The organism is Psychrobacter sp. ANT_H3 (genome assembly GCF_027919975.1).
In the GTDB taxonomy this organism is placed as follows: domain Bacteria; phylum Pseudomonadota; class Gammaproteobacteria; order Pseudomonadales; family Moraxellaceae; genus Psychrobacter; species Psychrobacter maritimus.
Map to the genome: position 1 here is coordinate 20,008 of NZ_JAQISM010000009.1, position 17,603 is coordinate 37,610.

At 43.6% G+C, this 17,603-nt stretch carries 11 protein-coding genes; 3 read left to right on the forward strand and 8 right to left on the reverse strand.

What is annotated here, in order from left to right:
- Positions 1 to 90 precede the first annotated feature (90 nt).
- From copM to PG901_RS06920, 6 genes are all read right to left on the reverse strand, one after another.
- Complete coding sequence (gene copM, locus PG901_RS13650) at positions 91 to 597, reverse strand: CopM family metallochaperone (RefSeq protein WP_333780674.1); 507 nt, start codon at positions 595 to 597, stop codon at positions 91 to 93.
- Positions 598 to 671: 74 nt separating this feature from the next.
- Complete coding sequence (locus tag PG901_RS13655) at positions 672 to 944, reverse strand: hypothetical protein (protein ID WP_333780675.1); 273 nt, start codon at positions 942 to 944, stop codon at positions 672 to 674.
- A gap of 291 nt (positions 945 to 1,235) precedes the next feature.
- Positions 1,236 to 1,913: a DUF411 domain-containing protein gene (locus tag PG901_RS06905; RefSeq protein WP_271133999.1), complete on the reverse strand. Its 678-nt coding sequence runs from the start codon at positions 1,911 to 1,913 to the stop codon at positions 1,236 to 1,238.
- 406 nt (positions 1,914 to 2,319) lie between these two features.
- Positions 2,320 to 4,593: a nitric-oxide reductase large subunit gene (locus PG901_RS06910; RefSeq protein WP_271134000.1), complete on the reverse strand. Its 2,274-nt coding sequence runs from the start codon at positions 4,591 to 4,593 to the stop codon at positions 2,320 to 2,322.
- Between the two features lie 557 nt (positions 4,594 to 5,150).
- Positions 5,151 to 6,068 carry an HpcH/HpaI aldolase/citrate lyase family protein gene (locus PG901_RS06915; RefSeq protein ID WP_271134001.1) on the reverse strand — a complete coding sequence of 306 codons (918 nt, stop codon included), beginning with the start codon at positions 6,066 to 6,068 and terminating at the stop codon, positions 5,151 to 5,153.
- A 133-nt stretch (positions 6,069 to 6,201) separates the two neighbouring features.
- On the reverse strand, positions 6,202 to 6,639 hold the full coding sequence (locus tag PG901_RS06920; protein WP_201624897.1) for a DUF1971 domain-containing protein: 438 nt from the start codon (positions 6,637 to 6,639) through the stop codon (positions 6,202 to 6,204).
- Between the two features lie 297 nt (positions 6,640 to 6,936).
- Between PG901_RS06920 and PG901_RS06925 the strand changes: the two genes are divergently transcribed.
- On the forward strand, positions 6,937 to 8,418 hold the full coding sequence (locus tag PG901_RS06925; RefSeq protein ID WP_271134002.1) for an MFS transporter: 1,482 nt from the start codon (positions 6,937 to 6,939) through the stop codon (positions 8,416 to 8,418).
- A gap of 159 nt (positions 8,419 to 8,577) precedes the next feature.
- Here PG901_RS06925 and narL read toward each other — a convergent pair whose 3' ends face one another.
- Both narL and PG901_RS06935 read right to left on the reverse strand, forming a co-directional pair.
- On the reverse strand, positions 8,578 to 9,237 hold the full coding sequence (narL, locus tag PG901_RS06930; protein ID WP_201624899.1) for a two-component system response regulator NarL: 660 nt from the start codon (positions 9,235 to 9,237) through the stop codon (positions 8,578 to 8,580).
- Between the two features lie 196 nt (positions 9,238 to 9,433).
- A complete protein-coding gene (locus PG901_RS06935; RefSeq protein ID WP_271134003.1) occupies positions 9,434 to 11,488 on the reverse strand; it encodes a histidine kinase in 2,055 nt (684 codons plus the stop codon).
- 524 nt (positions 11,489 to 12,012) lie between these two features.
- On the opposite strand from PG901_RS06935, the gene PG901_RS06940 reads away from it, so the two are divergent.
- Together PG901_RS06940 and PG901_RS06945 are read left to right on the forward strand one after the other, a co-directional pair.
- Positions 12,013 to 13,392 carry a NarK family nitrate/nitrite MFS transporter gene (locus PG901_RS06940; protein ID WP_201562826.1) on the forward strand — a complete coding sequence of 460 codons (1,380 nt, stop codon included), beginning with the start codon at positions 12,013 to 12,015 and terminating at the stop codon, positions 13,390 to 13,392.
- Between the two features lie 423 nt (positions 13,393 to 13,815).
- Positions 13,816 to 17,574, forward strand: coding sequence for a nitrate reductase subunit alpha (locus PG901_RS06945; protein WP_271134004.1), 3,759 nt, complete (start codon positions 13,816 to 13,818; stop codon positions 17,572 to 17,574).
- The last annotated feature ends 29 nt before the right edge of the window (positions 17,575 to 17,603 follow it).

A 17,603-nucleotide genomic window follows, 5' to 3' on the forward strand; every position in this document is an offset into this window, starting at 1 on the left:
GCTAAGAATCTCTTAGCTGGGTTTTCTATTTAAATTTAATTACATAAAGTATATTATGGCAAACTTCTAGCTACTTTTTACACCAAACTTCTAACTATTTTGTTTGGCAATCCAGTTTTGCATTTGCTCAATCTCAGACTGCTGAGCGTCAATAACAGCTTGCGCTAGCTTACGCATTTCGGCATCTTTACCATATTTCAGCTGTACTTTTGCCATATCAACCGCGCCGACATGATGCGGCAACATACCACGTGCAAAGGCCATATCAGGATTAGGATCAGCAATACCCGCCATCATCTCATCATGCATGGCGTCCATACCATCGGCATAGGCTTGTTGCATGGCTTTGGTATCAGGTGTGGCTTCAGCTGCATCAGGATGATTGGCTAGCCACGTTTGCATTTGCTTAATTTCTGCTTGTTGAGCATCGATGATGTCTTGTGCCAGCTGGCGCATCTCTTTATCAGTACCATATTTCAGCTGAATCTCTGCCATATCAACGGCGCCAATATGATGACCTAGCATCCCTTTGGCAAAGGCGGCATCTGGATCGTTATACTCCATCCCGACCATCATCTCGTCATGCATCTTTACCATAGAGTCATTAGACCTCTTGCAAAAGTACCGTTTTATTGACCTCCGCTAACAGAGTATCAAGGGCTAGCAATGACTTATGCAAGAGATCTATTGTATGCTTGATGCATCGGCGTCATATGTTCAGCACCTGCCATCGTGCCCGCTGACATATCGTGACCGGCGTGTGGATCCGCGGCGGCTGCAGTATCGTTAACATTATCAGTATCATTAACTACCGCTGTCTCTTCTGTAGCAGCTGCAGTTTCAACCTTGTCCTTGTCATTGGCAGGCTGACAGGCACTGATTAATAATGCCGCACTAATACTAGCGGTGAGAACAACAAGACGTGAATGATGAGTGATTTTCATGGTATATCCTTTATGTAAGTAGACAATAAAAAATGGTAAATCAGTTAAGATTTACCAATAAAAAACTATTAAACGAATGTGCTAAATGCCGCTACGTTAGAATCATCAGTGAGAATTTTACATATAGGTTCATTTTTTCTTGTTCTGAATGATTCATAAAGCCGTCTTCCTCTACACGACTCAGGTCGTTATGACTGCCTTTACATTGCTTAGGCTATTTAAAAGTCAACCTATTGCAAAAGGTACTTCTTCTTTTATTAGTTTCTTTTATGAGTTTCATATTGTATGAGCTTATAACTGCTGCTCAGCAGATTCAATATCTGCATATACTTGGTTTGTACCGTCTTTGTTTATTTGCATAATCTGATAAGGTGCAAATTGCCCTTGATATTCCATACCCGGACTGCCGACTGGCATACCAGGAACAGCAAGCCCGATGGCTTGTGCCGGTGGATTGGCTAAAAACTGAGCGACATATTTTGCTGGTACATGACCCTCAAACACATAACCGTCGGTTGTGACCGCAGTATGGCACGAGCGCATCTCTGTCGGCACGCCATAACGGTCTTTGAATAATGACAAATCTTTTGGATGCTGGCTCGTCGCTGTAAGGCCATGATTTTGCGCATGCTCTATCCAGTCTTTACAGCAGCCACAATTGACATCTTTATAGACGGTCGCTGAAACGTTTTTGAGTAAATCAGAATATTGGGCTTTAGCATTTATCGTAGCAGACTGATTAGGGTTTTCTAAATTATCCGCCGATGTATTATTCAGCGAAACTTGGGTTTGCGCCGAGTTCAAACTAGCTGCCTCAGTACCTACATTAGTATCTGCTTGATTACAGGCAAAAAGCGTCGACGCCGCTAATATTATAAAGCTGCCGCGTAAAGCTTTTTTCGTTAGCTGATTAGGTTTTAGCTGGCGCGATTTAAACTGACGACTAAATTTAGTGGCAAGGATAACCATAGTAAATATCTCGTTAATGATAAAAATGGCAGGTATTTTTAGAAATGCATGGCGTTGATAGTTGTAGTAATAGTTAGAGCAATAAAGCTCTAGCATTAAAATAGTAAATAAAAAGTATAACAACGTCAGTCTGACAAGCAGATGACGCTAAGATGACAATTTTGTCATCTTGCCAGCTTAGCATAGGAATAGCGCTCACATTACTCTATGATTGATGGCAGAAAATTCAGGAATATCGCAACTGCGCTAGCATAATAAAAAAGCAAAGAGTCTGAACTTAAACTGCCTTTTCATTAACCGCTTTTTATTAACCGTTTTTTATTAGAAAACATCTTTAATTAAGCCCTAAAAAAGCCCTGCCATTGCAGAGCTTTGTTATTTTTAGCGTTGTTAATGATTCAGATAATTAATCGTTCACTGGATTATCAGGTTGGTAGTTTGAATGTGATGGTTTTGCAAAGGCAAACTTAACCACCTGCAATGCCACACAAACGGCACCAGTGATCAAGACCACGTCACCAAAGGTACGAATCCAACGCAGTGTCTGCAAGAAATCTTGCTGTAAGAAGCCTTCACTACGAGCGTACCATAAGCCTTCGGTCATTGATGCGTGCGCTTGGAAAATACCAATTGGTAATAAACTGGTGACAATCATCAATACCAAGCCTGCATTTAATGCCCAAAAACCCGTTTTGATAAGATTTTCACTAAACACATAATCTGGACGGATATAACGCATGACCAGTAAGACAAAACCAATCGCTAAGAACCCATAGACCCCAAATAAAGCGGCATGTGAGTGAACGGCTGTGGTATTTAACCCTTGTAAATAAAACAGTGACACAGGTGGGTTAATCATAAAGCCGAACACGCCTGCTCCCAACATATTCCAGAAGGCGACGGCAACGAAACACATGATAGGCCATTTGAGCTTATCCATCCATGGCGCTTGACGCTGCATAGACCAATGCTCATACCCTTCATAACCTAGTACCACTAAAGGTACAACTTCCAAGGCACTAAATGAGGCGCCGATTGCCATGACTGGCGTGGTTGTGCCTGAGAAGTATAAATGGTGGAAGGTACCGGGTACACCGCCGAGCATAAATAGCGCCGCAGAAGCGATGGCAGAACCAGTGGCGATTTTTTTATTAACCAAGCCTAAGTTATAGAAAATAAAAGCCAATGATACGGTGGCAAATACTTCAAAGAAGCCTTCTACCCATAAATGTACCACCCACCAGCGCCAGTATTCCATGATGGTTAAATGTGTACGCTCGCCGTAGAACAAGCCAGCACCATAAAATAAACCCACGCAAACAACTGATGCAAAGAATATCGCGAGTAAGTTTTTATCGCCCGGTTGTTTAAATGCTGGTAAGCAACCACGGGTCATTAATACCAACCAGAACAATATGCCGACCCATTTTAAAATCTGCCAGAAGCGACCAAGGTCAATAAATTCATAGCCTTGATGACCAAACCAGAAGTTGTATTTCGCCGGCATAATGCCAGCAATGGCAAAGTATTGGCTAATAAATGAGCCAACGACGACGATAATTAACGCCACCCAAAGTATATCAACGCCCAATTTTTGATACTTAGGGTCTTTACCGCCATTGATAAGCGGTGTTAAGTACAAGCCTGCCATCAAGAAAGCAGTGGCAATCCAAAATAATGCGGCCTGAATATGCCACGTACGCACCAGCGAATATGGGAAGTAATCGGCGACGGCAATACCGTAAAACTCTTGTCCTTCAACGGTATAATGCGCGACGAAACCGCCAATAAATACTTGAAAGACAAACAACCCCATGACTAAAACACCGTATTTCGCCAAGGCTTTTTGCGACGGCGTTAACGCTATTTTGGTTAATGGGTCAGCGTTTGGTGTGATTTCCTTGACGTCTTCTTCTTTACGTAAAAATGACCAACCCCAAATAAGGAAACCCACCCCAGCAATTAAGAACACCACACTGGCGATAGACCACATGATATTTTCTGAGGTTGGGACGTTATCAATTAGCGGCTCATGCGGCCAGTTATTAGTATAAGTCGCATTGGTACCCGGACGTTCGGTAGACGCCATCCACGTGGTCCAAAAGAAAAAGTTGGTCAGTTTTTGTCTGTCTTCAATATCTGCCAAAGTATTGTTTTTCATGGCAAAGTTTTCACGCGACTTTTGCAAGGACGGCTCATTACCATACAAGCCAATATAGTAAGGCGCGACTTCATTGATGGCAGCGATACGCGTATCGGACAACACCACTTGATTTTTATCATTGGTATTGCTACCACGGTATTCTTTTTTCAACTGCGCATTGAGCACCGCTCTTTGATCGTCTGTGGTGGCGGCAAAATCATGCCCATATAACTCCTGTGCCCTGATATCTAACCAAGCGACAAGCTCTCTATGTAACCAATCTGCCGTCCAGTCAGGCGCTTGATAGGCACCATGCCCGAGTACTGAGCCAAGCTGCTGGCCACCGGTACGCTGCCAAGCAGATTGACCATCTAAAATATCTTCTTCTGTGATTAAAACCTTCCCATTGCTGTCAATATACTGATCAGGGATAGGAGGTGCGGTACGATACACTTCCACGCCGCCCCAGCCTAAAAAGGTAAAGGTAACCACGAGGACGGCGATTAAGCCCCACCAATACTTCTTGTACTCGCCCATATCTTGCTCCTACTGGCTAGATAGATGATTTGAACACTTAAACATTTATTTAAAATGAATTTTTATAAGCGTTATGATTCCAAAAATGAAAAAAATAATGTTGCCCGTCGCGATAAGTCTATTGATAGCTATGATTAATAGTTCTGCAAATATTAAGCCTACTGTCTTAGTCTTAGTCTTGGTTTTAATATTTAGGTAAGAATAAAGGTTAATAGCTTAAATTTAAGATTACCTCACTGACCCATTGATAGACTTTATCGCTTCGATAGCTAAAAGTATTTGATGAGTATTTACATCTAGCATCAAACTGGAAACATAATAACATTCATTTAATATGAATGTTAATAGTTATTTCTATTTATTCTTATAATCATAATAAACTGTACCGCTCATTCTTTATAAAATAAGCCATTAACCTCGCTATAAATTTCCAAAACATTGGGGCGAATATCAAAGCCAGTTAAGGGATTGTGCATAATGAATAGGCATAAAAAAACCAGATAGCATTGAACTATCTGGTACGTGGTTAAATTACTCTAAAACCAATATCGTGCTAATTATTTAGCGTTTGATAACACCTGATAACTACGCTCAATCACCGGCGCATCAACCATATTACCGTCAACTTTAAAGACTGCCTGCCCACTGCGCTCATATTCTGTGACCACACGTTGGGCAAATTCAAGCTCGCTAACCGTTGGTTGCAGTGACTGCTTGACGACGTCAACTTGCTTAGGATGGATACAAAGCATGCCGGACATGCCCATCTGCGACCATAGCTGCACACGATGATGCAGCCCTTTATTATCATTAAAATCTGCATACACACTGTCAATCGGCGCGAGCAATTGGTGGACTTTTGAGGTCAGGATAAGCTGATAACGAATTTGATTGGCAATAATATCCGCTGATGCTGTGCCCACTTGCACTTGTAAATCATTGCATAAATCTAAAAAGCCATAGCTAAATGCAAGCAGCCCTGAAGCTTTTGCCATCTCCTCAATACGGTATAAGCCCATAGCATTTTCTATCAAGGCAATCACGGGCAGCCCCGCTTCTTGATACACCTTTTCGATATCTGCTGGCTGTTCAGCTTTTGCTAACAGAACACCTGCTAGCTTAGGCAATTGCTGACATAGCGCTAAATCTTTAACAAATTCTGCGCTGCTCGCTTGATTAATACGTAGCCAAATCGGGCGATAGCTTTTAGCGTCATGCTCAGCATCATAATATGCTTTTAGTGCTACGCGAGCTTGGGCTTTGTCTACTTGCGCAACCGCATCTTCTAAATCAACAATCACCGCATCTGCCCCACTAGCAAAGGCTTTTGCTACCCGATCTATTCGCGTTGCCGGAACAAATAACCATGTCTTGGTAGCCGCAAGCGATTCAATCATTACTCGGTAATTTTGCGATTCAGTACGGGTATCGCTGCTCGTGTTTTTATGGGCAGGCTGATTGCTAGAAGCTGACATGCTTAGTTCCCATAGATAGATAGGTAAATAAATAGATGAATAGGTAAATAGTCATCTTAGCAACATTTAGCGTGATTGTGCCATGACAAAAGCGCTTGTCATAGCACAATCACTGTATAGCTACCCTAGATTATTAAGACTCCTCTGGTTTATCAAATAACTTCTCGATAGGTTTACTATGGATTTTGGAGCTATTAAACAGTGATTTATTACCGCTATCACCTTCTGTCCAAAAGTTAATATTAAACTGGGCATCGTCACTTAATTCTACGCGGTGCCAATATTGAGGCGGGCTGACCGCAAACTGCCCAGCGTTAATAACCACTGTCTTTTCTGGTTCAGTGGCCGCTTCATCAGCAAAGCCATAAAAGGTCACCGTCCCTTGCATGACACAAATTTGTCCGTAGACGCCTTCCGCCGTATTGTGATGGGTTAACAAGGCGTTAGGCACTTTATCTTTGGTGAAGAAGTGTGTTGAACGTTTTATTTTCCAATGGCTTGGAATGACGGGATTGGGATTGGTGGTGCTAGTGGTATTTTTAGTATTCGTAGTATTTGTAGTGGCACTCATGATAACTCCTTGGCTAGTTTGCTTAATATAGGTTTTATTTCTCAATCTGCCTTAAAGGTTAATATTCAATTGAGAATAATTATCATTAATATAAAATAGCACTTTTTAAAAGGCTTTGCCAGCCTTGTATGAGTTTGATTATTAATAAAAATATAACGCCCAAAAATGCCTACCTACTCCCCATTAAGTAGTATAGAAAGTAGACCCTATACTGCTTTCGCTCAATAGTTATGACGCCCCCTTTATTGCTATCTTGTGCCCATTACCGGCATCAGAATTTATAATGGGGACATTATCATGCATGCAAAAGAATTACTCGAGGTTGAACGCCGTGAGATAAGGGCGCTTCACTATACGTGGATTGCTTTTTTTCTGACCTTTTATGTCTGGTTTAATATGGCGCCGCTGGCAACCTCGATGCTACAGACGGAAAGCTATTTAACCCCTGATCACATCAAATTATTTTTAATTGCCAACGTCGCGTTGACGATTCCGGGGCGCGTCATCGTTGGCATGGCATTAGACCGCTTTGGTCCGCGGCGCGTGTTTTCTATCTTAATGGTGGTGATGGCGATACCGACGTGGTTTTTCGCGTTTGGCGACTCTGCCATGCAACTATTCGTCTCGCGCTTATTCATGTCTATCGTCGGCGCAGGTTTTGTCGTCGGTATCCATATGACGGCATTGTGGTTTAAACCAAAAGATATTGGCTTTGCCGAAGGCTTTTATGCTGGCTGGGGAAATTTTGGTTCAGCAGCAGCGGCGATTACCATCCCAACTGTCGCTTTACAATTCTTTGGCGGCGATGATGGCTGGCGCTGGGCAATTGCTTTATCTGGTCTATTAATGGCGCTATACGGCGTGGCTTATTGGTTTTTAATTACCGATGGACCGGACGTCGGTACGCATAAAAAATCCCGTAAAGCTGGTGCGCTAGAAGTGTCGACTTGGAAAGACTTGTGGTTATATTGCTTATTTATCGTTCCTTTATACGGCGTATTGGGATTGCTGGTGTATCGCACCCAAGCGATGGGATTTTTAAGTGCGACGGGCGCTATCATTGCTTATAGCGTGATTGTATTGATGGTCATTTATCAGATTTATAAAGCCATCAGTGTCAATGTGCCCATGCTGAAAGCCGGTATTCCAGAAGACGATAAATACCCCTTTAAATCGGTGGCGGCGCTGAATGTCAGCTATTTTGCCAACTTTGGTGCAGAGCTGGCGGTGGTTTCCATGCTACCGATGTTCTTTGCTGCGACTTGGAAACTTGACCCGACTGCGGCTGGTTTGATTGCCTCTACCTTTGCCTTTGTCAATTTATGGGCGCGCCCACTTGGCGGTTATATCTCTGATAAAGTCGGTAATCGTCGTTTGGTGATGCTGATTTATATGTTCGGTATTGGCATTGGTTTTGCGCTGATGGGTATGCTTAATGCCGAATGGCCGCTATTTATCGCCGTGGTCTTTACCATTCTATGCTCGGTGTTTGTACAAGGGGCAGAAGGCGCGACCTTTGGGATTATTCCTTCAATTAAACGTCGTTTGACCGGTCAAATATCAGGCATGGCAGGCGCTTATGGTAACGTTGGCGCGGTATTCTACTTATTTATTTATACCTTTGTAGAGCCCAATCAATTCTTTTATATCATTGCAGTCGGCGCATTGATTGCATGGGTCGTCTGTTATTTTTGGTTGGCAGAACCCGAAGACGCCTTTGGTGATGAATATAAAATGTCATCCGTTGATCGTCAAATTGCGGCAGAAAGTAAGTACTAGAAATAAGTAATAAAAGCTGATATTAGCCGTTAATATTTATATCAAAAACTAAGACATCACAATCATACTCTCAGATTGTTATGTCCAAAACTAAAAACCCACCTAGCATATTGTTAGGTGGGTTTTCAGTTTTAGATAAATGGCTAATTAGATAAATAGCTACTTAGATAAATGGTTAACCGTCCATACCGCCGCTTCTACCCGTGTTCGCAAACCGGTTTTATTGAGGATATGCTTGACGTGTACTTTTACCGTTGATTCGGCAATATCCAAATTATTGGCAATCATCTTATTACTCAGCCCCTCAGCAATCATCTGAATGACTTGTAGCTCTCTGCTGGTCAGATTACTGGCGATATCTTGAATGCTTGGAGTGCGCAACGTTTGGGCAAGTATCGAGGCTAGATTGGGACTGATGACCAACTCACCGCGGAGTATTTTTCTGATATCAATAATAATCAGCTCAGGCTCCATATCTTTTAGCAGATAGCCATCGACACCCAATTTTAACGCCTCTTGTACGTCTTCACCGCTATCAGAAACGGTGAACAGGACGGTCTTGGTATTGATATTTCTAGCTTTAATTTCTCTCAAGGTTTCGATACCGGTGAGCACCGGCATTTTATGGTCAAGTATCACCAAATCGACGTCATTATTTTCTAAAAAGGCTAATGCCTCTTGACCATTACTGGTTTCGCCAACGACTTTGACATCGTCTTCAAGACTTAATAACTCGGAGATGCCGCGGCGTAGCATCGGATGGTCATCGACCAATAATAGGCGCGCAGGCGACGTACTGGTATAAACTTTGGTGCTCATAACATACTCACAAATTAAAAAAATGGTACAAAAATTTAATGATTTAAATTTAATAATTCAGGATTACAATGCTTAAAAACTGCTTAGCAGAAATCATATTTAAAAATGAAACTGGTTAGAAAAATCCGCCAAAAAAACGCCAATCAACAACTTTAAAAAAGACCATTCAATCGCTTAAAATTACAATATTATGAGCTTATAAATAAGCATCTTTATCATTTTCTTCATCAAAGAAATTGGGCTCAAATCTGACCGTAACGATAGTGCCGCGTGGCTCGTTATCGGTCACGATAAGTTCGCCGCCGATATTATGGGCGCGCTCTTTCATAATCATCAAGCCGTGATGTTGGGTTTGATCGACACCGCCAGACATGCCAACGCCATCATCGATGATACGCATGACGATATATTTATCACTGTCCTCGTATTCTAGGTGAATTGCGACGTTTTGTGCTTTTGCATGGCGGCTGATATTTGACAGCGCTTCTCTGGCAATCTGAATCAAATCTATCTGCTCAGTAGCGCTCAAATTAAGCGTCATAATATGGTTGTGTACCGTTATATTAAAATCGCCTTTTAAGGCAAACTCACTGGCAGCATCGTGCAAGGCTTCGTCGAAATTATCATTATCGATGGTCAAGCGAAAGGTCACCAATAAATCTCTTAACTGCTGATAAGCGGAGCCTAGCCCCATTTTTATCTGCTCGATATTTTGCGCTACCGGTGCTTTGACGGGCTCGCTGCCAGCGTTTTTAAGGTGTCTCTCAAGGACGCTGACTTGGATTTTTAGATAAGACAACGACTGCGCCAAGGAGTCATGCAGCTCTCTCGCAATGGTCGAGCGCTCTTCAAACAAAATCAGCTGATGCTCTTGCTGTTTTTGCTTACGCAGCGATAAGGCGGTACTGATTAGGTTGGTCAGCGCCACGATGAGCTCGTTATTTTGCGCATCCAATTCAGGACTGCTAAATGGGAAAACACTCCCCGCCTCTGTCATGTTTATACGCTGTTCTGGCGCAATACCATTACCATGACCAGTCTTATTACTGTCATCATCAGCAATAAAAGAGTAGTTCATCATTAGCGCCGACTTAGGTCGCACGCGCAATTCGCCAAATTCTTCTTGTTGATGAACAATAGGATAAGACTTGGTATGTTCGCCATTTTTCGTTGCGCAGTTATCACAGTTGAGCTTTTTACACAGCTCTTTCATTTTTTCGCCATGCAGCACGATGGCATTTTTACTGGTGATATATTTATTCTGTATGCACAAGGTAAATTCTAAATGCGGCAAGGTTTTGCTGAAATCTGCAATCAAGGCATCGAGCTGATATAAGCTCACTTGGCTGGTGGTCAGCGATTTTGAAAAGTCATAAAACAGTGACAGTACTTGGTTGGCTTTAACCAGATGCTGGGTTTTTACCTGCACTTCACTTTCAAGCGAGCGCTGATAGGTCTCAATCGTACTTGCCATATCATTAAAAGAATTGCCAAGCACTTCAAACTCTCGATAGCCTGCGATGGATACTCTGGTATTAAACTGACCGTCTTTAAATTGGTTATTGGCTTTAATCAATTGATAAATAGGCGTGAGCACCAATTGATGCAATCTGCGCATGCCAATCAGCACAATAATGATGGTCAGTATCAACGAGAGGATTTGCAGATTTTGCTGCCATGTCTGGCGCTGCTCGTTTCGGTACTGCAGCTCACCAACAAAATGATTCACATCTTCGATATAACTGGCAGAAACGCCATAAAAATCCTGTTTATCCTGCGCCAATAAAGTCGGCTTTAAGTCTTGATACCATTGCTCTTTTATCTTATTAAGCTGCTCATTGATAAGCGTATGTCTATTGGCACTCGTTAGCTGATAGACCTGCAATTCTGCCAGCCGAATTTCCATATCCTTAATCAAGATAGCTGTCTTTTCAGCGGTGTTTTTATTAGAAAAATCTAATTTATCTCGTTTAACAGACGTCTCATTTTCTTGGTCGCTGACGCCGTTTTGGTTAATATTTAAACTTGAGCTAAAAGGATGGTCATCGGAAAAACCAGTCGCAATCTGAAAGCTAATGCGATAAGTGGCCATGCGTATCGAGCCTGCGGTATTAATCGCTTCCGCATCAGACCGTGCTACCCAAGCCAGCGCCCCACTCCCCAACGCTGACATCAAGGATAAGATGGCGATGATAATAATAGCGCCCCAAGCATGAAGGGTTAAAGACTGGCGGCGTTGAATAGACTTCATGAATAGCATTTACCCATCAAAATTAGTAAAAAAGAGGCGTTCAGTATCAGCGTTAACAACTTACTAAAAGTATTAAAAACATCTTAAAAAAAGCCTTAAAAACATCTTAGAAACATCTTAGAAACACCAAGTGCGCCTAACCAATCTCAAACCAGTTCTGGTTAAAAACTCCACACTTTTCAAAAAATAAAAACCACATCAGTCCATTCAGAGCAAACTTTTAGTAATCATTCTGCCCGCAACATACCTCTTTTAGCCATCAGTATACCACTATGTATGAATACTCATCATCGGGATAACGCAGTACCGTGAGTTATCGTTTCTATAAAACCATTGATTGTGATGATTTGCTGTTATCAAGGGCGCATTGGTGACAGACATCAATCTACCGCATCAACCTAACCCAAATATAAGCAGTCATTAACAACAATCAAAGCGACTGCATACGGTAATTTTTATAACGGCTGAAGGTTATAAAACTATCCATTATAACTAAGCATAAATGATATTAAGTGAGGAATAGTATGGGCAATGATTACAACTTCAAAGGTGGTAAGCTCATCACTGACTGGCGACCTGAGATAGATGAGTTCTGGAAAGGGGGCGGCAAAAAAGTCGCCACTCGCAATTTATGGATATCCATTCCATCCTTGCTACTGGCGTTTGCAGTATGGATGGTATGGAGCGCGGTCATCGTGCGCTTACCTGAGATTGGTTTTGATTTTGATGGCGGGCAGCTATTTTGGTTAGCCGCGCTGCCCGGACTATCAGGGGCGACGCTACGGATTTTTTATTCTTTTATGGTGCCGATTTTTGGTGGTCGGCGTTGGACAGCGATATCGACTTTGTCTTTATTAATTCCGGCATTATGGATGGGCTTTGCGGTTCAGAATCCTGATACGCCGTTTATGATATTTGCCATTATTGCGCTACTTTGTGGCTTTGGCGGTGGTAACTTTGCCTCGTCTATGTCCAATATCTCGTTCTTTTATCCAAAAGCGGAACAAGGCACAGCGCTTGGGCTAAACGCTGGTTTGGGTAATTTGGGCGTGTCGGTCATGCAGTTCGTCGTCCCGATGATTATATTGGTAGCGGCCTTTGGTAGCTTAGGCGGTGACCCACAAGTCTCTGCCAGCGGCAAACTGTTTTATCTACAAAACGCGGGCTTTATTTGGGTACCCTTTATCCTGCTGTTCTCAGCATTGGCATGGTTTGGCATGAACGACATTGCCACCGCCAAAGCTTCTTTTAAAGACCAATCGGTTATCTTTAAACGCAAACATAACTGGATTATGTGTATTCTTTATATGGCAACCTTTGGCTCATTCATTGGTTTTTCCGCCGCATTTCCGATGCTGATTAAAAACTCATTTCCTGCCATTGATGCGCTTAAATTTGCCTTTTTAGGTCCCTTGGTTGGTGCGCTATTTCGTCCACTAGGTGGCTGGATATCTGATAAAACCAGCGGCGCAAAAGTCACTTTTTGGAACTATATCGTGATGGTGTTGGCGGTATTGGCGGTGATGTATTTCCTACCTAGCGAGACCAATGAGGGCAGCTTTGTCGGCTACTTTATCTCCTTTATGGTGCTATTTATCACCACCGGTATCGGTAACGGCTCTACCTTTACCATGATTCCAGTTATTTTTAGAACCTTTCACGAACGCCTTGAGCCTGAAAAAGCAGGGACAGAGCCGCTATTTATTGAAATACGTAAAGAGTCTGCAGCGGTGGTTGGATTCACCTCAGCAATCGCCGCTTATGGCGCGTTCTTTGTACCAAAAATGTTCGGTTCAGGACTGGGTATTGATGGCACCTTTATCGCCTTAATTGTCTTTTATATTCTCTGTATCGTATTGACTTGGTGGTATTACAGCCGTGCTAATGCTGAGATTCCTTGTTAAAGCAGATATTTTATAACAACCCTTTAACAACCGTCTTTTGAATGAGCAATAACCAACCCTATGAAGTGCTACTTGCTAATGTGAGTAGCACTTTTTTTGTTTTAAATCTTTGCTAAGTAATTTTCAGCTGCTAAATAAGCATGGCTTATGGATGTTTAACGATTAGACGTTTAACGATTAGATGCTCAATAATTAGACACTTAACAGTTTTTTTAAGCAAATTTGATAACTTGCCGCTACTACTAAGGTGGTAGTGGCCTGCTCATGTTAGCTGATAGTAAGAGGGTGACGGCTTACTTAAAATGACGCTATCGAAATAATATTTACGGCTTAGCTGCATACCGATATCAAGCACTATCAAGATAGAAGCATTCTGCACTCAGCTCTAGATACACCTTAGGCAATAAAACAGAGGATAGCGAAATGAGCCATTTACTCGACCAATTCCGTTTTTTTAAACGTAAACAGGGCGAATTCTCCGATGGGCATGGCGAGACGCGTGATGAGTCTCGTGACTGGGAAAATGTGTATCGTAGCCGTTGGCAGTATGACAAAGTTGTGCGCTCAACGCATGGCGTCAACTGTACCGGTTCTTGCTCGTGGAAAATCTACGTCAAAAACGGCTTGGTGACGTGGGAGACGCAGCAAACCGACTATCCAGAAACCCGTCCTGACTTACCAAACCACGAACCGCGCGGCTGTCCTCGTGGCGCAAGCTACAGCTGGTATATGTATTCAGCGAACCGTGTGAAATACCCTAAAGTGCGTAAACCACTATTAAAATTATGGCGTGAAGCCAAAGCGCAGTATCCTGATCCAGTCGATGCGTGGGGCAGTATTGTCCAAGACCCTATCAAAGCAGAACAGTATAAATCTAAGCGCGGTTTGGGCGGCTTTATCCGCTCGACGTGGGCAGAAGTCAATGAAATCATCGCTGCCAGTAATGTGTATACCGCCAAAACCTTTGGTCCTGACCGTATCGTCGGTTTCTCTCCAATTCCTGCCATGTCGATGGTCAGCTACGCCGCTGGTAGTCGTTATTTATCATTAATTGGTGGTGTTTGCTTATCGTTTTATGACTGGTATTGTGACCTGCCACCAGCATCGCCGATGGTTTGGGGCGAGCAAACTGACGTGCCAGAATCAGCCGATTGGTACAACTCTGATTATATTATTGCGTGGGGTTCAAACGTTCCGCAAACGCGTACACCAGACGCGCATTTTTTTACCGAAGTACGTTATAAAGGCACCAAGACCGTCTCCATCACGCCTGACTATGCGGAAGTATCGAAATTAACCGATTTATGGTTAAACCCAAAACAGGGTACCGATGCGGCAGTCGCGCAGGCATTTTGTCATGTGATTATCAAAGAATTTTATCTTAAGCAGCCTAGTGATTATTTCTTAGATTACGCCAAGCGCTATACCGACTTACCTGTGCTCGTCATGCTAGAAGGTGAAGAAGGCGCACGCCATGCAGGCCGCTATCTACGCGCTTCTGACTTAATCGATAATTTAGGTCAAGAAAACAACCCAGAATGGAAAACCATCGGTCTAAACAATGATGGCGAGCTGGTTTCTCCGCTTGGCTCTATCGGCTACCGTTGGGGCGAAAAAGGCAAATGGAATCTTGAGCAAAAAAATGGCACCACAGGCGCAGATATTGACCTAACGCTGACTTTAAAAGACAGCAATGAAACCTGCAAAGTCGGCTTTGATTACTTTGGTCATGTGGATCATCCACATTTCACCTCAGTACCGGGCGAAGCGATACAGCAAAAAACCGTCCCCTGTAAAACCATTACTTTGGCCGATGGCACAACCGCTATCGTGGCGACCGTCTTTGATTTAACCGTTGCCAACCTTGGGGTTGATAATGGCGTTGGCGGCGAGCACGTCACCGACGATTATAACGATGCCACCGTACCCGGCACACCTGCTTGGCAAGAAGTCATCACCGGTCTGAGCCGTGAGCGCGTTATCCAAGTCGCGCGTGAATTCGCTGAAAACGCCCATAAGACTCATGGTAAATCGATGATTATCATCGGCGCGGGTATGAACCACTGGTATCACCTCGATATGAACTATCGCGGCGTGATTAACATGCTCATGCTATGCGGCTGTATCGGTAAATCTGGCGGCGGCTGGGCGCATTATGTTGGGCAAGAAAAACTACGCCCTCAAACCGGCTGGTTGCCATTGGCATTTGCGCTTGATTGGCATCGTCCGCCGCGTCATATGAATGGCACGAGCTTCTTTTACAATCACAGCTCACAGTGGCGTCATGAGACCATCTCTGCCCATGAAATCCTCTCGCCTCTCGTTGATAAAAAGTTTTTCCCTGAGCATATGCTTGATTACAACATTCAAGCAGAACGCGCAGGCTGGTTACCTTCAGCGCCGCAACTCAATCGTAACCCACTGACCATCGCTGCCAAAGCCGCCGATTGCGGTAAAGATGTGGAAGAATATGTGGTCGATTCTCTACAAGACGGCAGCTTACGCTTTGCTTGTGAATCCCCTGATAATCCTGACAACTTCCCGCGCAATATGTTTATCTGGCGCTCAAACTTATTGGGCTCATCAGGTAAAGGCCATGAATATATGCTGCATTATTTCTTGGGCACCAAAAACGGCTTGCTCAATAAGGAAAATGCAGAGGGTCACCTGCAACCAAAAGAAGTCGATTGGGTAGAAAAAGGCCCTACTGGCAAATTAGATTTGGTTGTCACCCTAGACTTCCGTATGTCTTCTACTTGCTTGTATTCTGACATCGTGCTACCAACAGCGACGTGGTACGAAAAAGATGACATGAATACCTCCGACATGCACCCCTTTATCCATCCACTCACTGCGGCAACCGACCCTGCATGGGAGTCTAAAACCGATTGGGAAATTTATAAAGGCATTGCCAAAAGCTTCTCTGAAGTATCAAAAGGTCACTTAGGCGTTGAAACCGACGTCGTCACCTTGCCGATGCAACATGACACCCCAGGTGAGTTGGCACAACCATTTGGTGGCACTGACTGGAAAACGGCTGGCGAAAAACCTGTACCGGGTAAAAACTGCCCGATGATTAAAGTGATTGAGCGTGACTATCCGAATACTTATGCCAAATTTACCTCGCTTGGCCCTGCCCTAGAAAAATTAGGCAATGGCTCCAAAGGTCTGAATTGGGATATGAAAACCGAGGTCAAACAGCTCGGCGATTTAAATCACCGCGTCACTGAAACCGGTATCTCTGAAGGCAGACCGCGTCTTAATACGGCGATTAACGCTTCTGAGATGATTTTGATGCTCGCGCCTGAAACCAATGGTCATGTGGCGGTAAAAGGCTGGGCTGCACTCTCTGAGTTCACCGGTCGCGACCATACTCATCTTGCTAAATCTAGCGAACATGAAAAAATCCGCTTTAAAGATATCGTCGCCCAACCACGCAAAATCATCTCAAGCCCGACATGGTCAGGTATTGAGTCAGATGAAGTCAGTTATAACGCCGGTTATACCAACGTCCATGAGCTGATTCCTTGGCGCACGATTACTGGTCGCCAGCAGTTTTATCAAGACCATCCTTGGATGCAGGCGTTTGGTGAGCAAATGCAGCAGTATCGTCCACCGATTGATACCAAGACCACTGAGCTACTCAAAGACGCCAAACCAAATGGTAATAAAGAGATTGTACTGAACTTTTTAACACCGCACCAAAAATGGGGCATCCACAGTACCTACTCTGAAAACTTGCTCATGCTAACCCTAAGCCGTGGCGGCCCTTGTGTTTGGATGTCAGAAGTCGATGCCCAAAAAGCTGGCATCGTCGATAACGATTGGATTGAGCTGTTCAATGCTAATGGTGCTATCACCGCTCGTGCCATCGTTAGCCAGCGGGTCAAAGAAGGCATGACCATGATGTATCACGCCCAAGAAAAACTGGTCAATATTCCCGGTTCTGAGCAAACAGGCACGCGCGGCGGTATCCATAACTCAGTCACTCGGACGATTTTGAAGCCGACCCACATGATTGGTAGCTATGCCCAGCAGTCTTATGGCTTTAACTATTATGGCACCGTTGGTTGTAACCGTGATGAGTTTGTCGTGATTCGTAAGATGTCAAAAATCGACTGGTTAGAGGACAAACCCGATAACGAATTACCGCGCCCATTACCAACCACCATTGAGGATTAAAGCGTTTTCTTCTATTGCAAATCCGTCGT

Bases quoted from the DNA above. Each gene is read 5' to 3' on its own strand.
- PG901_RS06920 (WP_201624897.1), bottom strand. From the start codon at position 6,639: ATGAGTGCCACTACAAATACTACGAATACTAAAAATACCACTAGCACC.
- PG901_RS06905 (WP_271133999.1), bottom strand. From the start codon at position 1,913: ATGGTTATCCTTGCCACTAAATTTAGTCGTCAGTTTAAATCGCGCCAG.
- PG901_RS06925 (WP_271134002.1), top strand. From the start codon at position 6,937: ATGCATGCAAAAGAATTACTCGAGGTTGAACGCCGTGAGATAAGGGCG.
- PG901_RS06940 (WP_201562826.1), top strand. From the start codon at position 12,013: ATGGGCAATGATTACAACTTCAAAGGTGGTAAGCTCATCACTGACTGG.
- narL (WP_201624899.1), bottom strand. From the start codon at position 9,237: ATGAGCACCAAAGTTTATACCAGTACGTCGCCTGCGCGCCTATTATTG.
- PG901_RS06935 (WP_271134003.1), bottom strand. From the start codon at position 11,488: ATGAAGTCTATTCAACGCCGCCAGTCTTTAACCCTTCATGCTTGGGGC.
- PG901_RS13655 (WP_333780675.1), bottom strand. From the start codon at position 944: ATGAAAATCACTCATCATTCACGTCTTGTTGTTCTCACCGCTAGTATT.
- PG901_RS06915 (WP_271134001.1), bottom strand. From the start codon at position 6,068: ATGTCAGCTTCTAGCAATCAGCCTGCCCATAAAAACACGAGCAGCGAT.
- copM (WP_333780674.1), bottom strand. From the start codon at position 597: ATGGTAAAGATGCATGACGAGATGATGGTCGGGATGGAGTATAACGAT.
- PG901_RS06945 (WP_271134004.1), top strand. From the start codon at position 13,816: ATGAGCCATTTACTCGACCAATTCCGTTTTTTTAAACGTAAACAGGGC.
- PG901_RS06910 (WP_271134000.1), bottom strand. From the start codon at position 4,593: ATGGGCGAGTACAAGAAGTATTGGTGGGGCTTAATCGCCGTCCTCGTG.